Origin of the sequence: Pseudomonas sp. FW300-N2F2 (assembly GCF_017351655.1) — a bacterium.
GTDB lineage: Bacteria > Pseudomonadota > Gammaproteobacteria > Pseudomonadales > Pseudomonadaceae > Aquipseudomonas > Aquipseudomonas fluorescens_AA.
Genome location: NZ_JACNDQ010000001.1, coordinates 2,969,012 through 2,994,531, shown reverse-complemented (window position 1 = coordinate 2,994,531; position 25,520 = coordinate 2,969,012). Strand labels below are relative to the sequence as shown.

The following is a 25,520-nucleotide window of genomic DNA, read 5'->3' as shown; positions in this document are numbered from 1 at the left end:
GGCGCTACGCACCCAAGCGGGAGCAAGCTCCCTCGCCACGGGCATCGCAGTTCAGAAATGGGTAAAGGTCAGCCCCAGCTTGTACGTCGGGCCGTACTCTTCGTACTGGCCGTTATAGGAGCGGTGGCCGGTGTAGACGAAATACGACTCGTCGGTGAGGTTCTGGGCCTCGAGGCTGACTTGCAGGTTCTTGGTCAACGAGTAACGCGCGCTGAAATCGACGAAGGTCTGGGCGTCTACGTGCAGGTCATGGTCGCGGTCGCCGATGGACGCCAGCTCGAACAGGTACGCTGACTTGTAGTTGGCCGACAGCCGCAGGCTCAGCTTGTCGTTTTCCCAACCCAGCATCAGGTTACCGACCGTGTCCGACTGGTTCGGCAGGTCGATGCTGCGTTTGCGCTGGGTACCGCTGGCCTGGTCGAAACCTTCGATCTCGGCGTCCGAACGGCTGAAGGTGGTGTTGGCCCCCAACAGCAGCCCGTTCCAGGGGGCCGGCAGCCAGTCGAATTTTTGCGAGTAGGCCAATTCCAGGCCGTACAGCTTGGCGCTGTCGCCGTTGGCGTAGCTGTGGGCTTCTGAAAAATCGGTCCAGGCGCCCGTACCGGCCAGGTCGGTGTTGTAGACGAAATGCTTGATGTCCTTGTAGAACACGAAGGCCGAGACCGTGCCGGCGTGGCCCATGAAATGCTCGATCCCCAGGTCCAGGTTGCTCGACTCCAGCGGCTTGAGCTCCGGGTTGCCGAAAGTGGCCTCGTCATCGTCGATGACAAAACCTGGCGCCAATTGCCCGAAGGTTGGACGCACCACGGACTTGGTCCAGGCCGCACGCACCTGGGTGTTCTTGTCCAATTGGTAGCGCGCGTGCAGGCCCGGCAACCAGTGGTGATACTTGCGACGGGTCTCGGTATCGGTGAAGACGCCGTCAGTGGCGCCGCTGCCCTTGGCTTCGAATTCGGTACCTTCGTAGCGCATGCCAGCGATGAAGCGCCAATCATCGATGTCGACGGTGTTCATCAGGTACGCGGCATTGATGTCCTCGCTCATCTTGAAGTCGTTGACTCGCGATTCTTGTTCGTCGAAAAACTCGTCGCGGTTCAGGCCGCCCAGCAACTGCTTGATGGCATCGGCGCTGATGCCCGGGCCGAAGCGACCGAGACGGTAGTCCACGGTGCCTTTCTGGAACTGCCCGAGGTTCAGCTGCTCGTCGGTGAAACCCAGGTCGTCGAAATCTTCGTAGACCCAGGCGTCCAGGTCGTTGTCCTTGTCCCGCCGGCTGACTTTGCCACCGAATTTGACCTGGGACGCATAGCCGCTGAAGTCATAGTCCCGAGCCAGGTCCAGGCGCAGGTTTTTCTCGGTGTCGGTGGTCTTCTGCGCTTCCCAGTCCACCTTGTCTAGGCTGAAGTTGGCCGGATCGTAGAACCCCGAGCCGATGATTGGCCGCGGCTTGTCGTTGTCGTAGAAACCACTGTTGAAACCATCGATGCCTTCGAAGGTAGCCCCGGCAATATGGCCGGGACTGTCTTCGCTGGATTGGCTGTAGCCGCCCTGGCCACTCAGGGTCCAGAGACCGAACAGGCGCTCGCCACCGAGTACGTAGGATTGGATTTCCTGGGTTTCTTCACGTTGCTTGAGCTTGCGCTCGCCCTCGGCGTCCCCCAGTTGCCCGGCGGCTTGCGGGTTTTCAAAGGCGATGCTGGCGGCGTTGCGGGTTTCGCTGTCCTTGTAGCGGCTGTACAGCGTGCGCAGGTAATAGCTGCTGAAGTCATCGGGCTTGTAGTCGAAGTTCAAGCCGCCACCGGCCCGCTCGCGGCGGATGTCGTAGTCGCGCTGTTCGAACTCTTCGAGGCGTGAACCCTGCGCGAAATCCCAGGCACCGCCGGTTTCGACGTTGTCCGAACCGAAGTCGCGCTTCTGCCAGCTCAGCGCCGCGGCCACGCCAAAGTTGTCGATACCGTCGCCAAGGCTGAAACGGTCGCTGATGGCGCCGGAGAATTTCGGGCTGGTCTGGCCGGTGTTCTTGTCATAGCTGGCTTCGCTGCTGCCGGTGTAGAACAGCCCCTTGTGGTCGAAGGCCGAGAGGCTTTTCACATCCACCGTACCGCCCAGGGAGTTGGCGTCCATGTCCGGCGTCAGGGTCTTGATCACCGACAACGACTGCACCAGTTCCGAGGGCAACACATCCAGGGCAACGGCGCGACGCTCGCTTTCCGGAGCCGGCACCAGGGTGCCGTTGATGGTCACGCTGTTGAGGTCCGGCCCCAGGCCTCGCACGCTGACAAACCGGCCTTCGCCCTGGTCGCGCTCGACGCTGACACCGGGCAGGCGCTGCACCGCTTCGGCGACGTTTTCATCCGGCAACTGCGCCACGCCGTCGGCATGCACCACGCTCTTGATGCTGTCGGCGCTGCGCTGTTCCTTGAGGGCCTGGTCGATACTCGCCGCCTGGCCGACCACTTCAACGTGTTCCGTGGCGCCGGCCGCTTGCTCGGCGGCACTCAGTCGTTCGCTGGCAATGGCCATCGCCAACGCGGTGAAGGTGAAACCGACGAGCCCGGCGGTGCTTGTGCGGTGGTACATGGTGATCCTCCCCAGGAATCCGGAAATCCGCCAGGCAGTGGCCCGGCAACTGGGAGGGCACGCTAGGGGTGGGGAATGACGGTTCTGTGACAGGGGTTGGCTGGAGGGGCTGCAATCGGCTGATTTAGCGGGGTTGGCGAGCCGGAATGAGCTGAAATGACCTGCTGGAACCACGCTCGGAAACTCCGTGGCGAGGGAGCTTGCTCCCGCTGGGGCGCGCCCGTAGGAGCTGTCGAGTGCAACGAGGCTGCGATCTTTCCCCAATCACTTGAATCTCAAGCGAAAAATCAAAAGATCGCAGGCTTCGCCAGCTCCTACAGAGTCGAGCGGGAGCAAGCTCCCTCGCCACAGGGGCAGTGTTGTCGCAAAAAAACCGGATGACCGATGAGCTGATTCGACCTCCCCCACCCCGTTACCCGCCGTCACCGCACTGTCACATCCATCTGCTGTGCTGGGCCGCATTCCGCTTCTGGCAAAGGACTTCGGCCATGTTCTCCGTGCTTCGCCCGCACCGCTTCAAACTCGCCCTGCTTCTGCTGGCGGCCAACCTCGGGCTGATCCTGCATTTGGCCAGCGGAGAACTCAAACCCATCGCCGAATGGGTCTGGCTGGATATTCTCGGCGAAGGCGGCTCGGCGCTGCTGGCGCTGGTCTGGCTGGGGCTGGTGTTGAAAAGCCGCCCGGCCGGACGGGTGACCAACTACCTGGTCCTGGGCCTGGGCTGCATCTTCTTTTCCTGGTGGATCGACAGCCTCGACGAATTCATCCGCTTGCCCGACAGCATCACTTGGGATCACTGGCTCGAATCCGGGCCCATGCCGGTGGGCATGATCCTACTGACCCTCGGCATCTATCACTGGCACCGCGAACAGCTGGCGATCAACGGGCAAATGGAGAAGCGCGAGCGACTGTTCCGTGAGCACCGCCTGTTCGACAAGCTCACACCGTTGGGGGGCGCCGACTTTCTCAAGCACGAACTGTCCGCCAGCCTGGAAGACACTCGGCGCCGCCAGCAACCACTGTCGTTGCTGGCCCTGGATCTGGACAATTTCACCGCCATCAACCAACGCTTCGGCCACGGCGAAGGCGATGCGGTATTGCAAGCGATCAGTCAACTGCTGGTCTTGAACCTGCGTCGCCAGGACCTGCTGTGCCGCCTGGCCGGCGATCGCTTCGTGGTGCTGCTGCCGGACACCGGCGAGAGCCAGGCCCGGCGCCTGGCCCTGGAGCTGGAAATCGCGGTGCGCAGCCTGGCCCACAAGACCCGGCAACACGGCGAGCGCTTGCAACTGGCCGCCAGCACGGCGGTGGTGATGGCGTTCGACGAAGCCCCCGACGCTTTGCTCAAACGCCTGAACCTGGCACTGGCCCAGTCCCGGACGACGTTGGCGAAAAGCGCATGACGCTCAAGACCTGCTGGTACGAAACCGACAGCCGCTTCATTCCGGGGCACTATCAGCCTGCCGCGCTGATCGACCTGGCGTTGTCGCGGGACATCGACAGCCATCGCCTCCTGCGCGGCACCGGACTGTTCCATGACGATATCCTCGCCGGACAGAGCCGTATCAGCCCACAGCAATTCCTCGGCCTGATCGACAACAGCCGGCGCCTGCTGGATGCCAGCGACAGCAGCTTCCTGTTTGGCCAGCGGCTGTTGCCCGGCCACTACGGACCCGCGAGCCACGCCTTGCGCCACGCACAGAATCTGCATCAGGCCCTGCAAAGCCTGATCGACCAACAGGCGCTGCTCAGCCCGTTGGCAGCCCCGCGCCTGTTGCTGGACGAGCATTACGCCTATGTCCATTGGCTGGACAGCTGCGGCGCCGGGGAACAATGGCGCTTCGTGCTGGAGGCGAGCATGACCTCGATGGTGGCGATGAGCGCCTGGCTCAGCGGTGAACGCCTGCCCTGGCAGTGCAATTTTCGCCACAGCGAGCCGCGTTACGTCGAGCAGTATTGGGTGCACCTGGGCGAGCACACGCAATTCGACCGTCCCCTGGACCTGATGCGCCTGCCCCGCCACTGCCTCGCCCAGCCCTGGCCCAACGTGTCGGCCACCGCCGGCCAGGTGGCACGGATCGAAGCCCAGGACCAGCTCAACCAACTGGGCTTCGCGTCGAGCTTCCTGGATTGCCTCTACGACTACCTGCACGCCCATGTGCAGCAGACGCCAAGCCTGGAACAAACCGCCCAGGCCTTCGCCATGAGCCCGGCGACCCTCAAGCGCAAGTTGCACAAGCACCACACCGGGTTCCAGCAACAGGTCGACCGGGTGCACACCCACGTGGCTTTGTATCTGTACCAGGTCAAGGGGTTCAGCAACGAGGAAGTGGCGCAGTACTTGCGCTTCAACGATACGGCGAACTTCCGTCGCTCGTTCAAGCGCTGGACCGGCAGCACGCCGAATCTGATCCGGCAGTTGCTGATGCTGGGCTGAACTGTGGGCTCAGTGCCCGCGAATGTAGTGTTCCAACTGCCGGATCAGGTCCGCCTGCTCGACAATCGCCTCTTTCACCAGGTCGCCAATGGACAGCAGGCCGATCAACTGCCCGTTATCCAGCACCGGCAAGTGCCGCAAGTGGCTGTCGGTCATGACTTCCATGCAGCGGTCGATGCTCTGCTGGCTGTCGGCGGTGACCACCGGGGCGCTCATGATGGTACGCACCGTCGTACCCACCGACGACCGCCCCTTGAGCACCATCTTGCGCGCGTAGTCCCGCTCGCTGAACACACCCACCACCTGGCCGTCCTCGATTACCGGTAGCGCGCCGACATTTTTTTCGGCCATGATCTGCAGCGCTTCGAGCACCGTCTGCTCGGGCGCGATGCTGTGGACCTGCTGGTTCTGCACACTCTTGAGTCTCACCAGTTGGGCAGCGGTTTTCATTGTTCATCCCCACATTCAGCCAAAGGCCTGTTCGAACATCATGCTGTCAGTTAAAACATCCCCTGTGGGAGCGAGCTTGCTCGCGATAGCGTTGGATCAGCAGCATTAGTATTGACTGATGCACCGCTATCGCGAGCAAGCTCGCTCCCACAGGTTTTCATTCAGCTTTCAACTCACGGATCAGTCTTCGCCAATCTCCACCACATCGCCATTCAAGCGCACCGGCCACACCCGCAGGCTTTGCTCCGGGTACTCCAGGCAATGGCCGTCCTCCAGGCGGAAATGCTGCTTGTACATCGGCGAGGCAATCACCAGGTCACCCTTGATGCTGCCCAGCAAACCGCGGCCGATGACGTTCGCACCGGACTTGGGGTCGCGGTTGTCGATGGCGTACAGCGGCTTGTCCTCATGTGCCGGCAGATAGAGCAACGCCACTTGGCTGCCGTCGTGCCAGGCGACCACGCCGGAGTTGGGCACCAGGTCGGCGCGGCTGCACAGGGCACGCCACTGCAAGGGCTCCTGGGCGACATCGCGGGCGGGAATACGAACGACGTTTGACTGGCTCATCAGAGCACCTCCTCGGTAACGGGAATCAGGTGGAGTTCATGGGCGTGAACCGGCCGACGCTGGCCGCGCTCGCGAACGAAGTGAACGTCCGGATCGCCGCGCTTGTCGTTGACGAAGGTGCGGAAACGCTTGAGCTTGTCCGGGTCCTTCAAGGCGTTGGCCCATTCGCATTCGTAGCGGTCGACCACCAGTTGCATCTGGGCTTCAAGCTCGGCGCCCAGGCCCAGGCTGTCGTGGATGATCACGTCCTTGAGGTAGTCCAGGCCACCTTCCAGGCTTTCGCGCCAGACCGAGGTCCGTTGCAGTTTGTCGGCGGTGCGGATGTAGAACATCAGGAAACGGTCGATGTAGCGGATCAGCGTGGCGTCATCCAGGTCCGTGGCGAACAGTTCGGCGTGACGGGGACGCATGCCGCCGTTGCCGGCCACGTAGAGGTTCCAGCCCTTCTCGGTGGCGATCACGCCGACGTCCTTGCTCTGGGCCTCGGCGCACTCGCGGGTGCAACCGGACACGGCGAACTTGAGCTTGTGCGGCGAGCGCAGGCCTTTGTAGCGATCTTCGATGGTCAGGGCCATCTGCACACTGTCCTGCACGCCGTAGCGGCACCAGGTACTGCCCACGCAGGATTTCACCGTACGGGTGGATTTGCCGTAGGCATGGCCGGTTTCGAAACCGGCTTCGATCAGCTCGGCCCAGATGTCCGGCAACTGGTGCAACTGGGCGCCGAACAGGTCGATGCGCTGGCCGCCGGTGATCTTGGTGTAGAGGTCGTATTTCTTCGCGACCACGCCGATGGCGATGAGTTTGTCGGCGGTGATTTCCCCACCGGCGATGCGCGGCACCACCGAGTAGGTGCCGTTTTTCTGCATGTTCGCCATGAAGGTGTCGTTGGTGTCCTGCAGCGCCACCAGGGACGGGTCCATGATCGGCTGGTTCCAGCACGACGCCAGGATCGAGCCCACCGCCGGCTTGCACAGGTCGCAGCCGGTGTGACCACGACCGTGCTTGGCCAGCAGTTCTTCGAAACTGATGATGCCTTCAACGCGCACCAGCGCATACAACTCCTGGCGGGTGTAGGCGAAGTGTTCGCACAGGCTCTTGTCGACGCTGACGCCACGGGCAATCAATTCGTGCTCGAACACTTGCTTGACCAGGGCCGCGCAACCACCGCAACCGGTACCGGCCTTGGTGTCGCACTTGAGCTGGCCGAGATCGGTACAGCCGCCGTCGATGGCCGAGCAGATCGAGCCCTTGGTCACGTTGTGGCACGAGCAAATCGTCGCGGTTTCGGGCAACGCCGCCGGGCCCAGGGTCGGGGCGCCTTCGGACGATGGCAGGATCAGGCTGGCGGCATCCTTGGGCAAGGCGATGCCGTTCTGCATGTATTGCAGCAAGGTGTCGTAGTAGCTGTTGTCCCCCACCAGCACCGCGCCGATCACGCGCTTGCCGGTGGCGTCCACCACCAGCCGCCGGTAGCTGGCGCTGGTTTCGTCGATGAACTGGAAGCTGCGCGAACCTGGCGTGTTGCCATGGGCATCGCCGATGGAGCCGACGTCCACGCCCAGCAACTTGAGCTTGGTGGACATGTCGGCGCCGGTGAAGGCTTCAGCGCTTTCGCCGCACAGCCGGGCCGCGACGTTGCGGGCCATCTGGTAGCCCGGGGCGACCAGGCCGAAAATGCTGCCGTTCCAGGCTGCGCATTCGCCGATGGCGTAGATGTCCGGATCGCTGCTCTGGCAATGATCGTCGATCACCACGCCGCCGCGCGGGCCGATCTGCAGGTCGCTCTGGCGTGCCAGGGCATCCTGGGCGCGGATACCGGCGGAAAACACGATGAGGTCGGTTTCCAGGAAATCGTCGTCGCCGAAATTCATCCGATAACGGTACTGCTCGCCGGCGCTGATGGACTGGGTGCCCTTGGACAGGTGCACGCCGACGCCCAGGCTTTCAATGCGCGCCTTGAGGGCCAAGCCGCCCTGAGTGTCCAACTGTACTGGCATCAGCCGTGGCGCGAATTCCACCACATGGGCTTCCAGGCCCAGGGTCTTGAGGGCGTTGGCCGCTTCCAGGCCCAGCAGGCCGCCACCGACCACCACGCCGCGGCGGGCATTGCTGGCAGCGGCGCGGATCGCATCCAGGTCTTCGAGGGTGCGGTAGACCAGGCAAGAGTCACCCTCGGCGCCCTGGATCGGTGGCACGAACGGGTAGGAACCGGTGGCGAGCACCAGTTTGTCGTAGCTGAGGCGCTCCCGGGCAGTGACGACCTGCCGCGCCTGGCGGTCGATTTCCAGCACGGGTACGCCCAAGTGCAACGTGACGCCGGGGGTCTGGTACAACGACGCTTCGCCCAGGGCCAGGGACTCGGCATCACGCCCGGAGAAGTACTCGGACAGGTGCACGCGGTCGTAGGCACGCATCGGCTCTTCGCTGAACACATGCACGTGGTAATGATTGAGGGCACCGCGTTCGATCAGTTGCTCGACGCAGTGATGGCCGACCATGCCATTGCCGATCACGATCAGCGTTTGCAGCTTGTTCAGAGAAGCAACGTTGGAATTCATAAAAAGCACCCGACAAAAGCCCATCACGATTTTGAAAGCAAAAAAAAGACGCCTGAAACCTTGCGGTTCCAGGCGTCTTTGCCTGTTCTGTGCGGTATCGGCCCGGCGACTGCGCCCTGACCTACCGTTGTCCCCCGGCCTGCTGGCGCTCGATCTTCGTTGACCGACGGGGCTGCCCACTCGACTGTGTTCACGGTGGGCCTGAATAGCCTCTTGCAGCGAGCGTGCCAAACCTCATCCGCAATGGATTCACAACCTCGAATTCGCCGACGATCCCCTGTGGGAGCGGGCCTGGCCGCGAAACCGCCGGCTCAGTCACCGCAAGCTGACCAGCCTCCTGCGCCGTTTCGCAGGCACCGCCAACTGCCTTGCGATGGTGCGATCACCCCGCCTGCGGCTTCATAAAAGTGCAGTCGTTCACCGTAGGACCGTCATCGCGAGCAAGCTCGCTCCCACATAGGGTTGGGCTCAAGTTCGGAATCCACCGCAACTCCCCTGTGGGAGCGAGCTTGCTCGCGATAGCGGTGGGTCAGCTTGAAGGGGTATCGGCGGTCCTGGTCACCATCGCCACGATACTGGCCAACAATTCTTCCTTCGCCTCGTCAGCGCTGATTTCCCCAGTAGCGGCGGCATTGGACAGTGCTTCCGCCGCTCCCAGCATCGCCCGCAAACCGGCCTGGGTGATGCCCTTCGTGCCAGCGAACGGCTCCAGCACCGCGCGGCACTTGTCGAGGAAAATACCCTCGTATTCGCGCTTGATACGTTCCAGCTCCGGCGAACTGGTCAACGCTGCAATCACCCCTGGAATCTCTCGCCCTTGCAACAACACGCATTCGACGTAGGAAGAAGCGATCACCGCCGCCCGGCTTTGCAAGGTGGCGTCACTGGCATCCAGGGCCGCCTCCATCAGCGCGGTCTGACGGGCATCGAAATCCTGGTAAAGCGCCGCCAGCAGCCCAGACCGGGTAATGAAGTGGTTGTAGACGATGGGTTTGGTCACCCCCGCCTGGTCCGCCAGCCGGGCCAGGGTCAGGGCGTCACTGCCCTCCTCGCGTACCAGCCGCCAGGCGGCATCCAGCAATTGGCGCTGCCGGTCGTGCCGGGATAAACGACGACGAGGTGAAGCCTGCGAATGTTCGTCAGTGCTTGACATGCTAACTTTACCAACCGTAACTTACTAAGCGTAACTTAAGCATACCTGTCATCAAGACCTCGTGACCAGAAGGAGTTTCGCCATGCATGCACTCATCGTTGTGACCCACCACGATCCGCGCTCCCTCACCCACAGCCTGGCGGGGAAAATCGCCGAGGGCATCACCCGCGCCAACCCTGCAAATACGTTCGAGATCGCCGACCTGGCTGCCGAAGGCTTCGAGCCGCGCTTCAGCTTTGCCGACCACGCCGTGCACCACCGCGAGGCCTTGCCACCCGCGGATGTGCTGGCCGAACAAGCCAGAATCGACCGTGCCGACGCGTTGGTGCTGGTCTATCCGATTTATTGGTGGTCCATGCCGGCACTGCTCAAAGGCTGGATCGACCGGGTGTTTTCCAACGGCTGGGCGTTCGATTTCAGCCTCGACAAGCCGTTTATCCAGAAGCTGCAGCACCTGCGGGTCCATTTGGTGGAAGTCGGTGGTGCCGATGCCGACAGCTTCCAACGCCACGGCTACGGTGAGGCGATGACCACGCAGATCGACCATGGCATATTCGGTTATTGCGGTGCCCGGGTAGTGAGTTCCCAGCGTTTGCTCGACTCGGAAACCGCCGATCCGCAACAGCATTTGCAGGCCGCCGGCGTTATCGGCCAGCGGTTATTCGCAACGCTCGACGAAACCACCCACGCGCCTGCGACCGCATGCGCCTGAGCTCAGAGCGCACGACCACGGGCGGCAGACAGTGTCGCGTCACGCCCGTAGATATCCGGGACATACACCGCCTGGCCCTGGCTGTCCGCTTGTGCTGTCCAGTAGCCCAGCAGAATCGGCACGGGCCGGGCCAGCCTGAACTCGTGGGTCGACTCACTGGCCAGCAACGTGTCGGTACGTGCGCGTTCGGCCGGGCTTACCAGCAGGTCGCGCAGGTGCATCACTTGCTCGATCCGCACGCAGCCTGAACTGAAGGCCCGCGGGCCTTTGCTGAACAACGCCTGGCTCGGTGTGTCATGCAGGTACACCGAAAACGGATTGGGAAAACGGATCGCCATTTTACCCAACGGGTTCTTCGGACCTGGATCCTGGCGCAGCATGAGGTTGCCCGGGTGCTCCCAGTCGATGTCTTCCGCCAGCAACGGCAGGCCATCGCCATCGAGGATCCGCAGGTTGTGGCGGCTGAGAAACTCCGGATCCCGGCGGATCTCGGGCAGTTTATCTTCGCGCATGATGGTCGGCGGAATGGTCCAGGTCGGGTTGAGTGTCAGTCGGGTAACGTGGGATTTGAGCAACGGCGTCTGCCGTTGCGCACGGCCCACCTGGGTGCGGGTTTGCCAGACCGGCGCGCCGCCCTGGTAGACCGTCAACTGCGCCGCCGCCACGTTGACCAGGACACTGTCGGTCTCCACGTCCTGGGCCAGCCAGCGCATGCGCTCCAGGTTGATGCGCAACTGCTCGCGGCGCATGGCCGGGCTGATGTTCAGCTCGGTGACGGTCCACGGCCCCACCACGCCATCGGCCTGCAACGAATGCTGGGTCTGGAAGCTCTTCATCGCCTCCACCAGCATGGGGCTGTAGTGCTCGTCGCTCACCTGCGGCGGCGTACTCAGGTAACCCTCGTTGAACAGTCGTTGGGCCAGGGCGGGTACGCGGGCGTCCTGTTTGTCCGGTTGCAGCAACGGCCCGCCCGGCACCGCTTGCCATTCGGCTAAAGGCTGTTGCCGCAACCGGGCATAGAGGCCGCGCAGGTTGCGGTAGAGGTCCAGGTTCGGCCGCGCCTGTTCAAAAGCGTCGGCCAGGTTCTGCAGGCCGAGCCCGGCGATGGCCAGCACCACGGCCGGGTGGTCCTGTGGCGGTGGGTTGGCCTTCCACACCGGTTCCAGCCGGTCTTGAGGCAGGTAGCCGAAACGCAGGTCATGCAAGGCTTGCAGGTAGCGCCGGCTGATGGCGATGTCGGCACAATGAGGGACTTGGGTTGCCCCTTCGACCGGCAAGCCATAGCGCGCGGGATCGAGGCCGTCATCGGCCAGTTGTTGCAACTGGACCTGCAACGCCCCCCGTCGTTCGTCGTCCGACCAGACTTCCTGGCCTGCGTTTTGCTGATAGAACGCCTGCAAGTCGAGCAGCGTCGGAAAGTCGACACCCACCGCCACGTCCGGGCACGCGGCCGCCAATTGCGCCAGGGTGGTCTGCACGAGTGCCGGATCGCTGTCTTCGGCTGTGGCGACCAATGGCGCAGTGAGCAATAAAAGGCTCAGGTAACATGCGGACTTTTTGAACAACTGCTTTACTCCAATCCATGGCCGTCTCGTTGACGGTGAATTTTGCGACAGGTACGACCCGCCATCATGCAAACAAACGAAATCGGACGGGATGCCGCGAACGAACACCACGTTGGAACCCCTTCGCCTGTATCGGGCTTTTTGCGCCGATTCTGCCTGCTCATGCTGGGCCTGGGCATCATTTGCAGCCCGGCGCTGGCCGAAAAAAAGGCAAAGTCGCAAACGCTTTACCACAGCCTCGCCCAGGCAGCGCCGGAACTCAATCCCCTGGCGCTCAAAAGTGCCTTGAGCGCCATGCAATGCGCGGTCGCCAATGGCGCTGGCCAGGCCCGTCACCTGGCGGTGATCGACTACTCGCAACCGTCCACGGCCCGGCGCTTGTGGATCTTCGACTTGCGCCAGAAGAAGCTGGTGCTGCGCGACCTGGTGGCCCACGGGCAGAAATCCGGGGAAAATTTCGCCACGCAATTCTCCAATCGCCTGGGCAGCTATCAGTCGAGCCTGGGCCTGTTCCGCACCCAGGAAAGCTACCAGGGCACCCACGGCTATTCACTGCGCATGGACGGCCTCGAACCGGGCTTCAATGACCTGGCCCGTGACCGGGCCATCGTGATCCATGCCGCCGACTACGTGAATCCGCTGTGGAGCGTGCGCCAGGGGCGTATCGGCCGCAGCCAGGGCTGTCCGGCCGTGCGCCCGCAAGTGGCGCGGCAGGTGATCGACAAGCTCAAGGGCGGCCAATTCATGTTTTCCTGGTACCCGGACCCGGGCTGGCTCAAGCGTTCGGCCTATCTCAACTGCCAGCCGCAACAGGTGGCGAGCATTCTGGCTACCAGCGGTGGCTGAACAGGCCGTCGCTGCGTAACTGAGCGGGAGCAAGCTGTCTCGCCACAGGTTAAAATGCCGGCCTTTCGAATCGCTGGCCTTGCCTGATGACCCCTCAAGTTCTACATGACCTGCAGACCCATTTGCTGACAGCCCTGGCGTCCCCGCCGGAAGAAACCCGCCGTTTGTTCCATGGTCGCGGCCGCTGCTGGCCGGGGTTGGAGCAGATCACCGTCGACTGGCTGCAAGGGATTGTGCTGGTATCGTTGTTCAAGGAACCGGAACCGACGCAGTTGGATGACTTGATGTCCATGCTGCTCGCCCTTGCCGCCGCGCCCGCCTGGAAAAACAGCGGCGCCCGTACCCTCGCCGTGCAACACCGCTACCTGCCCCAGAGCCTCACCCAATGGCTGGTGGGCGACCCCATCGACGAATGGACCCTGACCGAAGGTGGCCTGCGCTATCGGATCGACTTGGGCAAGAAACAGAACAACGGCCTGTTCCTCGACATGCGCTACGGCCGTGACTGGGTCCGAGCCAGTGCCGCCGGCAAGCGCGTGCTGAACCTGTTCGCCTATACCTGCGGCTTCTCGGTGGCGGCCATCGCCGGCGGTGCGCGGCACGTGGTCAACCTGGACATGTCGCGGGCGGCCCTGAGTCGAGGCCGTGACAACCATCGTCTGAACGGCCATGACCTTGGCCAGGTGAGTTTCCTCGGCCATGACCTGTTCAAATCCTGGGGCAAAGTGATCAACGGCGGACCCTATGACCTGGTGATCATCGATCCGCCGACCTTCCAGAAAGGCAGCTTCCTGCTGACCAAGGACTACCAGCGGGTCCTGCGCCGCCTGCCGGAACTGCTGACGGCCGACGGCACGGTCCTGGCCTGCAGCAATGACCCGGCCACCGGCCCGGACTTCCTCATCGACGGCGTCACCCGCGAAGCCCCCGGCCTGACGTTCGTGCAGCGCCTGGCCAACCCACCGGAGTTTCCCGATGCCGACGTGCAATGTGGCCTGAAGGCGCTGGTCTTCACAGCGGCAGCACCGGCCACCAGGCGGTAACCAGGCTCCTGGTCACCCGGCGCACCAAGGCCTCGACCTCCCGGCTCTTGACCGAACGGTAGATGGCCATGGTGCGGCGCAACTGATCCTCGTTGAGCGTCACCGGCTGGCCACCCCTCCAATCCACATCGGCGACGGCTTCGAGCCCCGCGCGACGCCAGACGATCCGCTCGCCTTCGGTGACCGGCTCCAAGGGGCTGGGTAATCCGGGGTCCGGCGAAACCAGATTGTCCAGCATGACCTGGGGCCAGCGGGACGGATCGATGGGCTCGCTGAAGGCATTCACCAAATCGTCATCGACCGTTTCCCAGATCGCCAGTCCTTCGGGCCAGTCGCGGGACATCAACCCCAGGTAAGGTCGCCAGGTCATCTCGCCGGTACGTGGGGTTTGATCGTTGCTATTGAACGTATCCTGGGCGTCGCTGAGCCAATCGATGAACGCCTCCCGGCTCATTTGCGCCTGGCGTTGCACCGGGTCGATAAAGCGGTCCATCAGCGCGAAGTCCCAATGGGAAAGGTGTTCCGCCAGGAAACTCGCAAACGGCGCCCCGTCCCGGGACAGCCGTGCACGCATCACCGACTCGAACATCGTGAAGTGCAGCTCCAGCTCGCCGATGTCTGGCTGCTGCCTGTCCTGGCTGCGGATTTGCAAGCGCGTGCGCAGTTGGCGAAGTTGCACATCGAAATCGCCAATCAAGGTGGGCAGGCGGCCATAGACGTTTCCATAACCGATGAAGTGCTGCAGAACCGCCCCGGCCCTCTGGCGAACGCCAAACGCCAGTCCGGCGGGGGAGTCCTCGTCGGCTTCGCGGACGCGACCAGAAAACCAATCGATGAACCCCCGCATCCCGGGATCGTCACGGGCGACCTCCAGTGCCCTTTGGAGCGAGGCAGAAATATAGAGCCACTCGTCGACGGTGTAGCGAAACGCCTCGGGAAACACATTGCGCAGGGCATTGATCTGGGCGCTGGGCAAGGGATTGTCGTCAAGCCAGACCCCAAGTGTGTCAAGGCTCGGCAAACGGTTGAGCGCAGGGAGCAGGTCATCCTGGATAGAGGTGATACGGTTGCCGCTGAGATCGACGACGAACGTATCGGAGATGAACACATCGGAATGCCTGGCCAGCACCGCCAAGGCCAACGCGGGCACCCGATCCAGGCCGGTCCTGCCCAGTTCCAGCGTCATCAGGTTTGCAAGCTCGGGGAGCTCCGGCAGGTCCCGGCAGTTGTTTCCACTCAGGCGCAGTTCCTGCAAAGCGGTGGCGCTGCGCAGGAAGGTGCTGCCCTCCTCGTCCAGCCGCAAGCCACAGCGCGCCAGGTTCAGCGCCCGCAGGTCGGGCAATGTGGCCGTCAGGGCCTGCAACTGCTCGGGCGTGAAATCCAGGTTGTCGGTCCATATGACTTCACGCAGGGACGGTAGCGAAGCCAGGCTGCCAATGGCGGCAAGCACCTCGGCGTTGGTTCCCGATGCCGCGCCGCTGCTGATCCCGGACAAGTCCAGGGTCCATAACGGGATCGTGGGATCGTCGCCCAGCAGCGGCGTAAACACTTCCGCGTTCAAGTGCAACGGGTTGCGGGCCAATGACAGATCCACCAGCGCCCGCAACTCACTTACCGCAACGGGGACGGCAGTGAGGTGATTGCCCCGCAGATTCATCGATTCGATGCCGGGGAACATCCGCAGGAAGTCTGAAGGATCCTCGACCAGCTCCAGGTTAGCCAGCACCACCGATTCGATATGCTCGAAACGAACAGGAATGGGCGGCAGCCTTCCGATGTTGATGTTCTCTATCCGCAGCACCAGCTCTGCGCCCTCCCGGCCCGGGTCAGGCGCGCGTTGCCAGGCCCGGCGGATTTCCCTCGCGATGACCTGGCGCTGCGCGACCAGTGCCTCACGGTCGAGAACCTGTTCGGCGGGATGATGAAAGCCTTCCTGGTCGACCCATTGACGCAGCCCCTCGTCCAAAGTGGTCCATTCGTGCTCCAGGCGGGTGATCACGTCGTTGAGGCTGATGCCCTCGAGCCCGGCCTGTTCGGTCAGGCCAAGCTGCAGCCGTTCCAGCGCATTGCCCGCGTGGGCGGGATAGAGCCGCTCCAGACGCTGACGCAGGCTGCCTTGCCACTCCTGCAACGGCAGCCGGCCACGGCCGCTGAGCGGGTAAACCAGGTGTCCGTTCAACCATTGCGGGCGAGACCCGAGGCTGCCCAGGCGACGCATCGCCAAGTACGGACGCAGGGCTTGCCGATCTTCCAGGGCCTGTGCCAGCAGTTGGCTGCGCAGCCGGTCCGCCTCCCAGATGTTCAGGCCCAGGGCGCTGCGAGCCTCGTCCGGCATGGCGCTTAGCAGCGCAGCCTCCAGGGCCACGGCGTTCGCCAGTTCTTCGCCGGTTTCGTCGAAGGGGCGATACCGTTCACCTTCCTGGCGGATGACTTTCAGCGGCCCGGCGTCCCCCAACTCGACCGGATCCGCCAGCTCGCGCAACCACAGGCGCAGGTGCAGGCGAGCGCGGAGCCTGGGCATATCCGCCAGCAGGCCCATGATGACGCGATCCCGATCGACGCTGCTTTCGCCACGTTCCAGGGCGCGCAACGCACGGCTCAAGCGCAGCTCACGCAACGCTTCGGCCGCCCGCCTGCCGAGGTCCCCAGCCACCCGCCCCTCGAGCAAGCGCAGCCGGTCATCGCCTGTCACGTCGCGAACGAGCTCGTTGGCGATGGATTCAGGCAGGCTCGGGAATGCCTGGACCAAGGGCGCTGCCAGTGGATCGAGCCGGGTGGACCTGCCCATGGCCATCGTCACCCGCTCGGCGTCACGCTCCAGACGTGCGGCCCAACGGCTGGCCAACAGGCGACTTTGCTCCAGGGGTTGCAAGCCGATACTGCTTTGCCCCAGCAGTACGGTCTGCTCGTCGTGACTCAAGCCTTCCAGGATGCGAGCGGCCCAGGCGTCATGGGCCAGGTCGGTTTTGGTCAGGAGGATCGAGCGGGTGTCGGCCGTATCACCTACCGGGTACAGACTGATGCCATCGTGGTAGCGCAAGGTCATGTCTTCCGGCCAGCCCGGCAGCTCCACGAGGGTTTGGACGATGCGAAAATGCATCCCTTGCGGCGATTCGCCACGGCGCAGGCGTTCGATGGTGCGCCGCACCCATTGCCAGTTCCGCGCCTCGTCCAGGGCATCGGCCAATATGGCCGGCATTGGCCGCGCCTCCACTTGCAGGTAGCGCAGATGCGCTTCGCTGATACCGACCTGGCGTTGCAAGGCCAGGATCGTAGGGTCGTCGAGTTCGGCGGGCGTCTCGGCGAAGGTTCGCAACAGCTCCAGGCCACTTCGCTGCAAGGGGTTGCGATGCGCCCACTGCCAGCCTCGCGTGCGGTTCCATTCCAGCGGCGGTGCAACGCCTCTATGCCCGGGAGGCAGGCGCAGATTCACCTTGTCCCGCGTGCCTTGGACCTCGAAGTAACGATCCTCGATCCGCACCCAGGCCTCGTCAGCGGTGCGCCAGACACCCCAGGCGTCCTGCTCGGCCTCCACCGGAGGCAAGCGCTGTGCTTCGAAGGCGCGCACGTCGCCATTCCAAAGGCGGGTGCTGCCGTCAGCCACGGGCATGGGTTCGATGGCTGCGCCAATGAAGCCCAGGTAAGCGCCCTGGGCAACCCCGAACAAGGCGTTGAAGATATGCTCGATACCTTCTTGCGCGTGACCTTCATTGAACGCCTGGATCCCTTCGAATATTTCATACACCAGGCGCACCCCGCCCACCGCGGCGGCAACCATGCCCACCGGCGCGCAGAACGGGAAAAAGGTCGCGGCGACCATCAGCGAACGCTCGACCAGGCCTTCCCAGTATTCGAGGCGGGCCAGCAGCGCCCGCCAGTCCTGGTCCCGGGTCGGGACCATCAACGCCGAGGCGTTGGCCAAGGTATGACCGCGCCATTCATGGTAGGTGGAGTGCCAGGGATCCTCGCGCAGGTCATCCAGGCCCCAGGCCACCTTGGGCGTGGGGATCCGAATGCGTCGAGGGTTGTCGTCCTCGCCTCGCTCACCCTCGCGCCAACCGGTGATGCGGGCATGGATTTCCTGGAAGAGGTTGAGGTTGTCCGTGACCTTCCACTCCACCTGATCGTGCAGGGCCGATCCCAGGCTGGCCTGTAGACGCAGCGGCAGATAACGCAACAGGGTCTGGCGGTAACTGCGTTTGCGGACCCGCTCAGTCAGCTCGGCCGACAGTGCCTGCAAGCTGGGAAACTGCTTGAGCGGTGCCACTGCATCATGGGGCATGTGCAGCACGATCGGGCGAACACCATTGGCATCTCCTTCCAGTCCCCAGTACACCCGAACGCCGAACAACGGCGCCGACAGCAACGCCAGCGCCTTGACCTCGCAGGCCAGCGGCGCCACGGGCCGATCTTCCAACTGCACGCCGACATGGGCCAGCAAACGCTCACCGGTGTTGTCCAGGCGTCCATCCAGCTTCGCCTCGTAGGCGTCATAGGCGAGCTGGCTGCGTGCATAGGCCATGTAGGCCGTGGCGACGATGGGCACCTGATGGCCGATACGTGGCAGCCGCCATTCGAGCGAGCGCCGGTAAGCCCCGCCCACATCCACACTGCGGCACAGGCGGGCAAAACTGGCCGGGGTCATGGGCAGCGGCGTGGTGTCCGTCGGGGCGCCCCAACGATAGAACTCCCCAGGCTGGCCCTTGATGAAAAGCTCGCCTTTTCGATCGAACGCGCTGCCGGTGACTGCATCGTCGGGAGGATAGTTGCGCATGGCCGCCTCGACGACCGATAGCGAGGGATCCGTGACGAACGAACTGCGCCGGACCCTTGCCCGACGTAGCGCATCCGCGACATCGCCGCGGCCATTGACCTGGCTCCAGCCTTGCACCTGCGGCTGCTCCTTGAGCAGGTCGAGGGTAAAGGCATAGGGCGTGGGCAGGTCCTTGAGCAATGCGTTGAGTGCATCGCTGTCGTGTTGCAGTTGCCGGGTGAGCACCCTGAAGCGCTCCTGCTGGGGCCGTGGGGCTCGTTTCAGCCAGGCGGGCAGCCTGGCCTGGATAAACTCGACATGGGTATCGAGGGTAGACATGGTGGACCTCCATCCTTGGGGGCGATTGGGTATTCGACAAGTAACGTACGCTGACTAGATGCGAGCCCGATGCTCTAAGAAATGGCCCTCTTTTGAAACCGTCCAACCATTGCAAGGGGTTGCGTGGACGGGGGGCTGGCAAACGGCTACACCACCAGCGTCAACCACGCCGACGCCAGCAGCAACACCGCCATGCTGCGATTGAAGCGTCCCATCGCCACAGCTGAGCGACAGAACCTGGCAGCCCCCAGGCCCAGGTAGGCCCAGACGGTCATGCAGGGAATGGAAATCGCGAAAAAGGCCAGGGACAGCCAAAGGACCCGGACCGTACGGTCGGCCTCGGCGCCAGCAAACACGCTGACCACCGCCAGCGCCATCATCCAGGTCTTGGGGTTCACCAATTGCAACCCGGCGGCCCCCGCCAGGCCCAGTCGCGGGCCTTCAACCGGACGGTCCGGGTCGATGGCCTGGGCCGGGGCGCGAAAAATCTGCCAGGCCATCCAGCTCAACCAGGCAATGCCGGCCCATGACAGCAGGGTCTGCACCCTGGCGTGGCGCGCCAGCACGTCGCCCAATCCGGTGCCCACCAGCAACACCAGCAAAGCCGCCGCGGCGCAGGCACCCAGAATGATCGGCAAGGTGGTGGCCAGGCCAAAGCGCGAGCTATGGCTCAGCACCAGGATATTGGTCGGGCCCGGGGTAATGGAGGCGACAAAGGCGAACAAGGCAAACGGCAGTAACTGGTCCATGGAGCAACTTCTCGGTGAATGATCGTCACTCGATCATCCCCACGAAGGCCCGCTCAGTCTGGAACAATTGAGCAGCGCTTGCGGTAGTCCGCCGGGCTCAGGCGATAGGCACGCTGGAACCAGCGCCCCAAGTGGCTCTGGTCGGCAAAACCAAGCATGGCCGCCACCGCCCCGGCGCTCTCGCCAGCGGCCAACAAGCGCCGGGCACGGGCCAGGCGCAATTGGATCAGATAGGCATGGGGGGCCAGGCCGAAAGCAGCCTTGAATGCACGGCTCAGGCGAAAACGATCCACGCCGGTAACCTGCGCCAGATCGTCCAGACCGATGTCGTCGCTCAGGTGGCTGTGCAGGTAATCGCGAGCCTGTTGCGCCACCAATGGCAGGCGTGGGTCGGGGTTGATCCGCGCGCGCCAGTGCAGGTGTTGGGTCAGGTTGGCCAACAAGGTATCGAGGGCCGTCTGGCGCACGATGCGGATTTCCTGCTCATGCAGGCTCTGGAAGGCCAGGGCCGTGGCACTCGCCAGCCGCGCATCGTCGGTCAGGGTGGCGGCGAATCCCAATTGGGCGTTGTCCGGCGCCACGTCGAACAAGGAGCGCAACTCGCGCTCCAGCCATTGGGGTTCCAGGTACAACGTGCGGTAGGTAAACCCGTGGTCGTGGGGCGCGTTGCCGTCATGCAACTCGCCGGGCTCGAGCAGGAACACCTTGCCCGGCGTGCTGTTGTGCTGCTGGCGACGGCAATGAAACTGCTGCACACCCTGCTCGGTCACGCCCACCAGATAGCTGTCGTGCCAGTGGGGATCATAGGCATGCCCCTCGAAATGCGCGCGCACGGTCTCGATACCGGACGTGGCGTCCTGCTTGAGATCGATCCAGTTGCGCGCTGTCATGCCCTGCCCCGTTTAACGAATGTGCTCTTGGCAGATTAACTGCTGATGAGGGGTGTGTCTGGAAGATTTGTGCAACCCTGTGGGGAGCAGGCTTGCTCGCGAAGGCGCGCAGTCTGTAGATACACCGGGCGACTGACCTACCGCTATCGCGAGCAAGCTCGCTCCCACCGTTTCTTGTGGTGCTCACAAGATCCCATTCCCCTGCACATCTTCCTTCCCACGGTTTATGGCCGTCTCAGGCATCCGGAGTGATCATCGGCAATACCGCTTCCACCGCCAGTCGGGCCAATTCGGCATCTTGCTCGGCCTTGACCCCGGACACCCCGATAGCGCCGATGCACTGCCCGTCATGACGAATGGTCACCCCACCTTCAAGCATACCCTGCAGGTGCGGAGCGCTGAGAAACGCGTAGCGACCACCATTGATCATGTCTTCGAAAACCTTGCTGTCGCGCCGGCCCATGGCGGCGGTGCGGGCTTTTTCCGTCGCGATGTAGGCCGATAACGGCGAGGCATCGTCCAGGCGCAACAACCCGAGGGGATGACCACCGTCGTCCACCACGCAGACCGAAACGGCCCATTGGCGCTGGTGCGCCAGTTCCTTGGCCGCCACCAGCAACTGCGCGACATCCTGTTCAGTGAGTACCGCTTTGCTTTTCATGGATCACTCCGTGCTGTGTCACAGGAAGCCCGCAGGCTGGACCTGCGGGCCAAAAAACAGCCTCGAACGTCATTCACCGTAGATATCGAAATCGAAGTACTTCTGGCGAATCCTGTCGTAGGTGCCGTTGGCGCGAATGGTCGCCAGTGCCTGATTGAAGCGGCCCGCCAGCGCATCGTTCTTGCGTACCGCAATGCCGATACCCGTGCCGAAGTATTGTTCTTCGGTGAAATTGGGCCCGACAAATTCAAAATCCTTGCCCTCGGGACGCTTGAGCAGACTTTCATCGATCACCACCGAACTGGCCATGGTCGCATCCAGGCGTCCGCCCAGCAGGTCGAGGAAAATTTCATTCTGCGAACCATAGCGCACTACTTTGGCACCCGCCGGGGCAAAGTGATCGGTGACATAGCGATCGAAGTTGGTCGCCCGCTGCACGCCGATCCGCTTGCCCTTGAGTTGTGCCGGGATGTCGCTGATAGCACTGCCCTTGCGAAACACCAGGCGCGCCGGGATCCGGTAGTAGCGGTCGGTGAAATCCACCGACTTCAAGCGCTCCGGGGTGATGGACATGGAGGAAATCACCGCATCGACCTTCTTCACCTTCAGCGCCGGGATCAAGCCATCGAACTCTTGCTCCTGCCAGACACAGCGGATCTTCATCTCGGCGCACAATGCCTGGCCGATGTCATAGTCGAAGCCGACGATGGCGTTGTCCGGGGTTTTCGAGGCGAATGGCGGGTAAGCCGCCTCGATGCCGATACGCAGCGATGATTCGGCGGCTTGCAGGCTCGCGCCGAACGCCAGCAGCGAGATGAAACCCAGGTTCAGGGCAATGCGTTTAACGTTCATTCATTTGCTCCAGGTGCGATGTTATTGAGTTCGGGCGCTCCACAGAAGTCGCCCGTTATGGCAGCAGCAATGTGAACAAGCCCGGGCGGCGACTCTGGCGGTTGCCTACCCGGTGACAGCACCACGGTGATCCGGCCGGCGGCCTCAGACCGCCGCCGTGACAATCAACTCCAGCAAAATCTCGGGATCGTCGAAGGCCACTTGGGCGGTGGCCCGCGCCGGGGTGTGCGCAGCATCGACCCAGTCACTCCACAACGCGTTCATCGCCGCGAAATCCCGGACCATGTCTTTCATCCAGATCTGCACACTGAGCAGCCTGTGCTTGTCACTGCCGGACGCGGCCAGCAGTTCATCGACCCGCTGCAACACCTGGCGGGTCTGGCCCTGGATGTCCTGGCTGCAATCGGCGGCGACGACACCGCTGAGCCAGGCCACGCCGTTGTGCACGACGCTGCGGCTCAGGCGTGGGTTGCTTTCGATGCGTTGAATACTCATGAGGGTTCCTCGACAGAGAGACGCTCGCCCGCCAATTGGGCGAGCGTGATGGGTTTGAGGGGCGAACGGATGCGGTAATAGCCCACCTCGGAGGGTGAGACATGACGGCGTTCGGCGATGATTTCGGTGACGCTCAGACCACACTGGCGTCCCTGGCACGGGCCCATGCCGCAACGGCCGAAGGCCTTGGCCTGGTTGGGCCCCAGGCAACCCAGGTCGACGTAGCGGCGGATGTCCCCGGCGCTGACTTCTTCGCAGCGGCACACGGTGACGTCGTCGGCAGGGATACGATTGCCGACCTGGGGGCGATACAGGGCGTCGAGCAGTGGCCGTGCGGCGCGGGCGCGGCGTAGTGCGTATTGCAGGGGCCGCGCTTGCGCCTGCTGGCCGGCAATGGCCAACGCGGCCAGGCGTCCTTCCAGTCGCGCCACCTGGGCTCCGCCGATGGCGCCACCGTCACCGGCGATGAAAATGCCCGGCATGCTGCTTTCACCCCATTGGTCGCGGCGGGTCACCCAGCACAGCTGCTGCTCGCTCCAATCATGCTCCAGGCGCAACGACCAACTGACCTGGGTGTTCGGCACCACGCCTTGATGCAGCAGGATCAAATCGGCGCGAATGCGCTGCGAACGGCCTCGGCTGTCGAAGCTCAAGGCGCAGGCCCGATCCGCGCCTTCAATCTGCAGGTTGCTCGCGCCGCGAAAATGCCGGACGCCGGCCCGCTTGAGTTCCGTCAGCAGCCCCAGCCCTTTGAGCAGGTCGCGCCAACCGCGCAGCGCAGCGGGGATGTGTCGCCAGGCCCGCAGCAGATCGCTTCGGTGGCTGGTATCCACCAGGGCTTCAAGGACAATGCCGGCACGCAGGTATTGCACCGCCAGCAGGTAAAGCAATGGACCACACCCGGCCAGAACCACGGGCGTGGCCGGCACCATGGCCGCGCCTTTGAGCAGGATCTGCCCGGCGCCAGCGGTCATGACGCCCGGCAAGGTCCAGCCGGGAATCGGCATCGGCCGTTCGAAAGCCCCCGTGGCAATCAACAGGTGGCACCCTTGCAAGACTTCGGCGCGCCCCTCGACCAGGTAATGCACCTGGCACTGCGGCGTCACCTGCCAGATCGCCGCATTGGGCAAATAGCGAGCACCGCATTGGAGAAAGTCGGTGGCCAATGTCGCCCCGGCCCCGTAGTCGTCACCCAATACGGCGCGGCGACGTGCGTCAGCCTGGAGCACCTGGCGATAAATCTGCCCGCCTGGACTGGACTGCTCATCCAGCACGACCACCGACAGGCCGTGGCGCCTGGCTTCGAGCGCAGCACTCATTCCCGCCGGGCCAGCGCCGATGATGATCAGGTCGATGACCGCGTTACTCATCGCCACCCTCCTCCCACGGTGCCAGGCAAACGGCCCCGCGTTGACGACGCACGCGCATGCCGGCACGCACCGGCACCAGGCAGGCCTGGGTATTGGCTTGTCCGTTCACCTCCACCAGGCATTCGAAGCACACCCCCATCATGCAATAAGGCGCGCCGGGGCGGCCGTTGATGGCGCTCTCGCGGGTGTGTCGGATGCCGCAACCCAGCAGCGCCGCCGCCAGGGATACCTCGGCGGGTACCGTGAACGGCGTGCCTTCGAATTCGATTTGCACGGTGTGATCTTCCGAGGCCAATGGCCGGAACAGACTGTCAGCCGACATGGCGCGCCTCTGTTGGCAAGTTGAAACGTTGCAGCCCGAATGGCTTCACCGCCGAATCATCGAATTCGCCGACGATCCACGGCGCCAGGCGCAAGGCATGGACAGCGGCCAGCGTTACGCCGCTGTGGCAGCTGACAACCGACAGCCCCGGGCAGCTTGACGGTGTTTCGTAGATTGGAAAGCCATCGGCACTCATCACTCGCAGCGCCCCCCAGGCCCGCACCAGTCGTACCTGGCCCAAGCGCGGGAAGCACTGCACCGCGCGCCGGGCAATGGCGGCCATGACCTGGCTGCCGGTGCCGTCATCCAAGCCCGTCGACTCGTGAGAATCACCCAGCTGCAGCGTGCCCTCGTCGGTCTGGCGGACATAGGTGGTGGGGTAATGCAGAAATGGCTCGAGCCGTTCGGTGACCAGGATCTGGCCACGGTTCGGCTGCACCGGTACATCCAACCCCACCATGGCCCCCAGCGCCCGATTGCCGAGGCCGGCGGCCAGCACGACCTGGCGGGCAGACCAGCGCTGCGCTCCAGCCCGCAGCTCGAACCCCTTGGCAATCGCGTCGATCGCATCGACACGATGGCCGTTGATGAGCCTGACCCCGCGAGACTGGCAGGCGGCAAAAAGCGAGCGCAGCAGCTTGAGCGGGTTGACGTGACCGTCCATGGGTGAAAAACAGCCGCCCACCACATCCGGCCCAATGCCGGGTAAGCGCGCGCGCAGTTGCGCGGCGTCCAGCTGTTCAAAGGGGTAGTCGCCGGCAAAGGCATCGCGCAGCCAATCCAGCCGACGGCTTTCTTCGGCCATTTCCGCGTTGCTCAGGCACAACTGGAAGCCACCCCGTTGGCGCAGATGAATGTCGATGCCGGTATCGGCTTGCAACGCCGCGGCAAACCGAGGCCAGAGCGCCACCGATTCCCGCGTCCACTGGGCATACGGACTCATGCGGTAGCCCTTGCCTTGGACCCAGAGCAAACCAAAGTTGCCCCGGGCGGCGCGAATAGCGTCATCGCCCTCGTCGAGCACGCTCACCTGGCGCCCGAGCAAAGCCAGTCCATAGGCGATGGACATGCCCACCAGGCCACCCCCTACGACAATGACATCAGTTTTTAGCATGGCTTTGGGATCGCTGTTTTCGGCGCCACTGACTCAATCAGGTGCCGGCCCATGGCTGGTT

General features: G+C 63.5%; 20 protein-coding genes. 5 read left to right on the top strand and 15 right to left on the bottom strand.

From position 1 onward, the window contains the following. Nucleotides 1–51 precede the first annotated feature (51 nt). Nucleotides 52–2,580 carry a TonB-dependent receptor gene (locus J4E63_RS12905; protein ID WP_207282201.1) on the bottom strand — a complete coding sequence of 843 codons (2,529 nt, stop codon included), beginning with the start codon at nt 2,578–2,580 and terminating at the stop codon, nt 52–54. Nucleotides 2,581–3,068: 488 nt separating this feature from the next. On the opposite strand from J4E63_RS12905, the gene J4E63_RS12900 reads away from it, so the two are divergent. Both J4E63_RS12900 and J4E63_RS12895 read left to right on the top strand, forming a co-directional pair. Further along, a complete protein-coding gene (locus J4E63_RS12900) occupies nt 3,069–3,983 on the top strand; it encodes a GGDEF domain-containing protein (RefSeq protein WP_060742271.1) in 915 nt (304 codons plus the stop codon). After that, on the top strand, nt 3,980–5,017 hold the full coding sequence (locus tag J4E63_RS12895; protein ID WP_207282200.1) for an AraC family transcriptional regulator: 1,038 nt from the start codon (nt 3,980–3,982) through the stop codon (nt 5,015–5,017). Before J4E63_RS12900 ends, J4E63_RS12895 begins: the two co-directional genes overlap by 4 nt. Nucleotides 5,018–5,026: 9 nt before the next feature. Here J4E63_RS12895 and J4E63_RS12890 read toward each other — a convergent pair whose 3' ends face one another. The 4 genes from J4E63_RS12890 to J4E63_RS12875 form a co-directional block, all read right to left on the bottom strand. Next, nucleotides 5,027–5,467, bottom strand: a complete 441-nt coding sequence (locus J4E63_RS12890) for a CBS domain-containing protein (protein WP_003202071.1) — start codon at nt 5,465–5,467, stop codon at nt 5,027–5,029. Nucleotides 5,468–5,647: 180 nt separating this feature from the next. Then, entirely contained in the window at nt 5,648–6,034 is a 387-nt protein-coding gene (gene nirD, locus J4E63_RS12885; protein WP_207282199.1) for a nitrite reductase small subunit NirD, read from the bottom strand. Beyond that, nucleotides 6,034–8,595, bottom strand: a complete 2,562-nt coding sequence (nirB, locus tag J4E63_RS12880; RefSeq protein WP_103311282.1) for a nitrite reductase large subunit NirB — start codon at nt 8,593–8,595, stop codon at nt 6,034–6,036. Before nirB ends, nirD begins: the two co-directional genes overlap by 1 nt. 529 nt (nt 8,596–9,124) lie before the next feature. Then, nucleotides 9,125–9,748, bottom strand: a complete 624-nt coding sequence (locus J4E63_RS12875) for a TetR/AcrR family transcriptional regulator (protein WP_207282198.1) — start codon at nt 9,746–9,748, stop codon at nt 9,125–9,127. A gap of 82 nt (nt 9,749–9,830) precedes the next feature. Here J4E63_RS12875 and J4E63_RS12870 point away from each other — a divergent pair, with 82 nt between their 5' ends. Next, the gene (locus tag J4E63_RS12870; protein WP_207282197.1) at nt 9,831–10,460 is read left to right on the top strand and encodes an NAD(P)H-dependent oxidoreductase; all 630 of its coding nucleotides are present in this window, start codon (nt 9,831–9,833) and stop codon (nt 10,458–10,460) included. A gap of 2 nt (nt 10,461–10,462) precedes the next feature. Here J4E63_RS12870 and J4E63_RS12865 read toward each other — a convergent pair whose 3' ends face one another. Next, a complete protein-coding gene (locus tag J4E63_RS12865; RefSeq protein WP_207282196.1) occupies nt 10,463–12,025 on the bottom strand; it encodes a murein L,D-transpeptidase in 1,563 nt (520 codons plus the stop codon). Nucleotides 12,026–12,187: 162 nt separating this feature from the next. On the opposite strand from J4E63_RS12865, the gene J4E63_RS12860 reads away from it, so the two are divergent. Next, nucleotides 12,188–12,871: a murein L,D-transpeptidase catalytic domain family protein gene (locus J4E63_RS12860; RefSeq protein ID WP_092164422.1), complete on the top strand. Its 684-nt coding sequence runs from the start codon at nt 12,188–12,190 to the stop codon at nt 12,869–12,871. Between the two features lie 86 nt (nt 12,872–12,957). Continuing rightward, nucleotides 12,958–13,914 (top strand): class I SAM-dependent methyltransferase, encoded by a 957-nt coding sequence (locus J4E63_RS12855; protein ID WP_207282195.1) that lies wholly within the window; start codon nt 12,958–12,960, stop codon nt 13,912–13,914. Here the strand turns inward: J4E63_RS12855 and J4E63_RS12850 are convergent. The 9 genes from J4E63_RS12850 to J4E63_RS12810 form a co-directional block, all read right to left on the bottom strand. Then, entirely contained in the window at nt 13,883–19,006 is a 5,124-nt protein-coding gene (locus J4E63_RS12850) for a dermonecrotic toxin domain-containing protein (RefSeq protein WP_207282194.1), read from the bottom strand. The two genes, J4E63_RS12855 and J4E63_RS12850, sit on opposite strands and share 32 nt — an antisense overlap. A gap of 146 nt (nt 19,007–19,152) precedes the next feature. Further along, nucleotides 19,153–19,755 (bottom strand): LysE family translocator, encoded by a 603-nt coding sequence (locus tag J4E63_RS12845; protein WP_207282193.1) that lies wholly within the window; start codon nt 19,753–19,755, stop codon nt 19,153–19,155. 53 nt (nt 19,756–19,808) lie between these two features. Next, nucleotides 19,809–20,645: an AraC family transcriptional regulator gene (locus J4E63_RS12840; protein WP_207282192.1), complete on the bottom strand. Its 837-nt coding sequence runs from the start codon at nt 20,643–20,645 to the stop codon at nt 19,809–19,811. Nucleotides 20,646–20,880: 235 nt separating this feature from the next. Beyond that, nucleotides 20,881–21,306 (bottom strand): heme-binding protein, encoded by a 426-nt coding sequence (locus tag J4E63_RS12835; RefSeq protein ID WP_060742255.1) that lies wholly within the window; start codon nt 21,304–21,306, stop codon nt 20,881–20,883. Between the two features lie 69 nt (nt 21,307–21,375). Then, on the bottom strand, nt 21,376–22,158 hold the full coding sequence (locus tag J4E63_RS12830; protein ID WP_207282191.1) for an ABC transporter substrate-binding protein: 783 nt from the start codon (nt 22,156–22,158) through the stop codon (nt 21,376–21,378). Between the two features lie 144 nt (nt 22,159–22,302). After that, nucleotides 22,303–22,653, bottom strand: a complete 351-nt coding sequence (locus J4E63_RS12825; protein WP_060742253.1) for a RidA family protein — start codon at nt 22,651–22,653, stop codon at nt 22,303–22,305. Next, nucleotides 22,650–24,023 (bottom strand): NAD(P)/FAD-dependent oxidoreductase, encoded by a 1,374-nt coding sequence (locus tag J4E63_RS12820; protein ID WP_207282190.1) that lies wholly within the window; start codon nt 24,021–24,023, stop codon nt 22,650–22,652. The genes J4E63_RS12825 and J4E63_RS12820 overlap by 4 nt, the downstream gene beginning before the upstream one ends. Then, on the bottom strand, nt 24,016–24,345 hold the full coding sequence (locus tag J4E63_RS12815) for a (2Fe-2S)-binding protein (protein ID WP_103309988.1): 330 nt from the start codon (nt 24,343–24,345) through the stop codon (nt 24,016–24,018). The genes J4E63_RS12820 and J4E63_RS12815 overlap by 8 nt, the downstream gene beginning before the upstream one ends. After that, on the bottom strand, nt 24,335–25,459 hold the full coding sequence (locus tag J4E63_RS12810) for an FAD-binding oxidoreductase (RefSeq protein ID WP_207282189.1): 1,125 nt from the start codon (nt 25,457–25,459) through the stop codon (nt 24,335–24,337). Before J4E63_RS12810 ends, J4E63_RS12815 begins: the two co-directional genes overlap by 11 nt. Nucleotides 25,460–25,520: the final 61 nt, after the last annotated feature.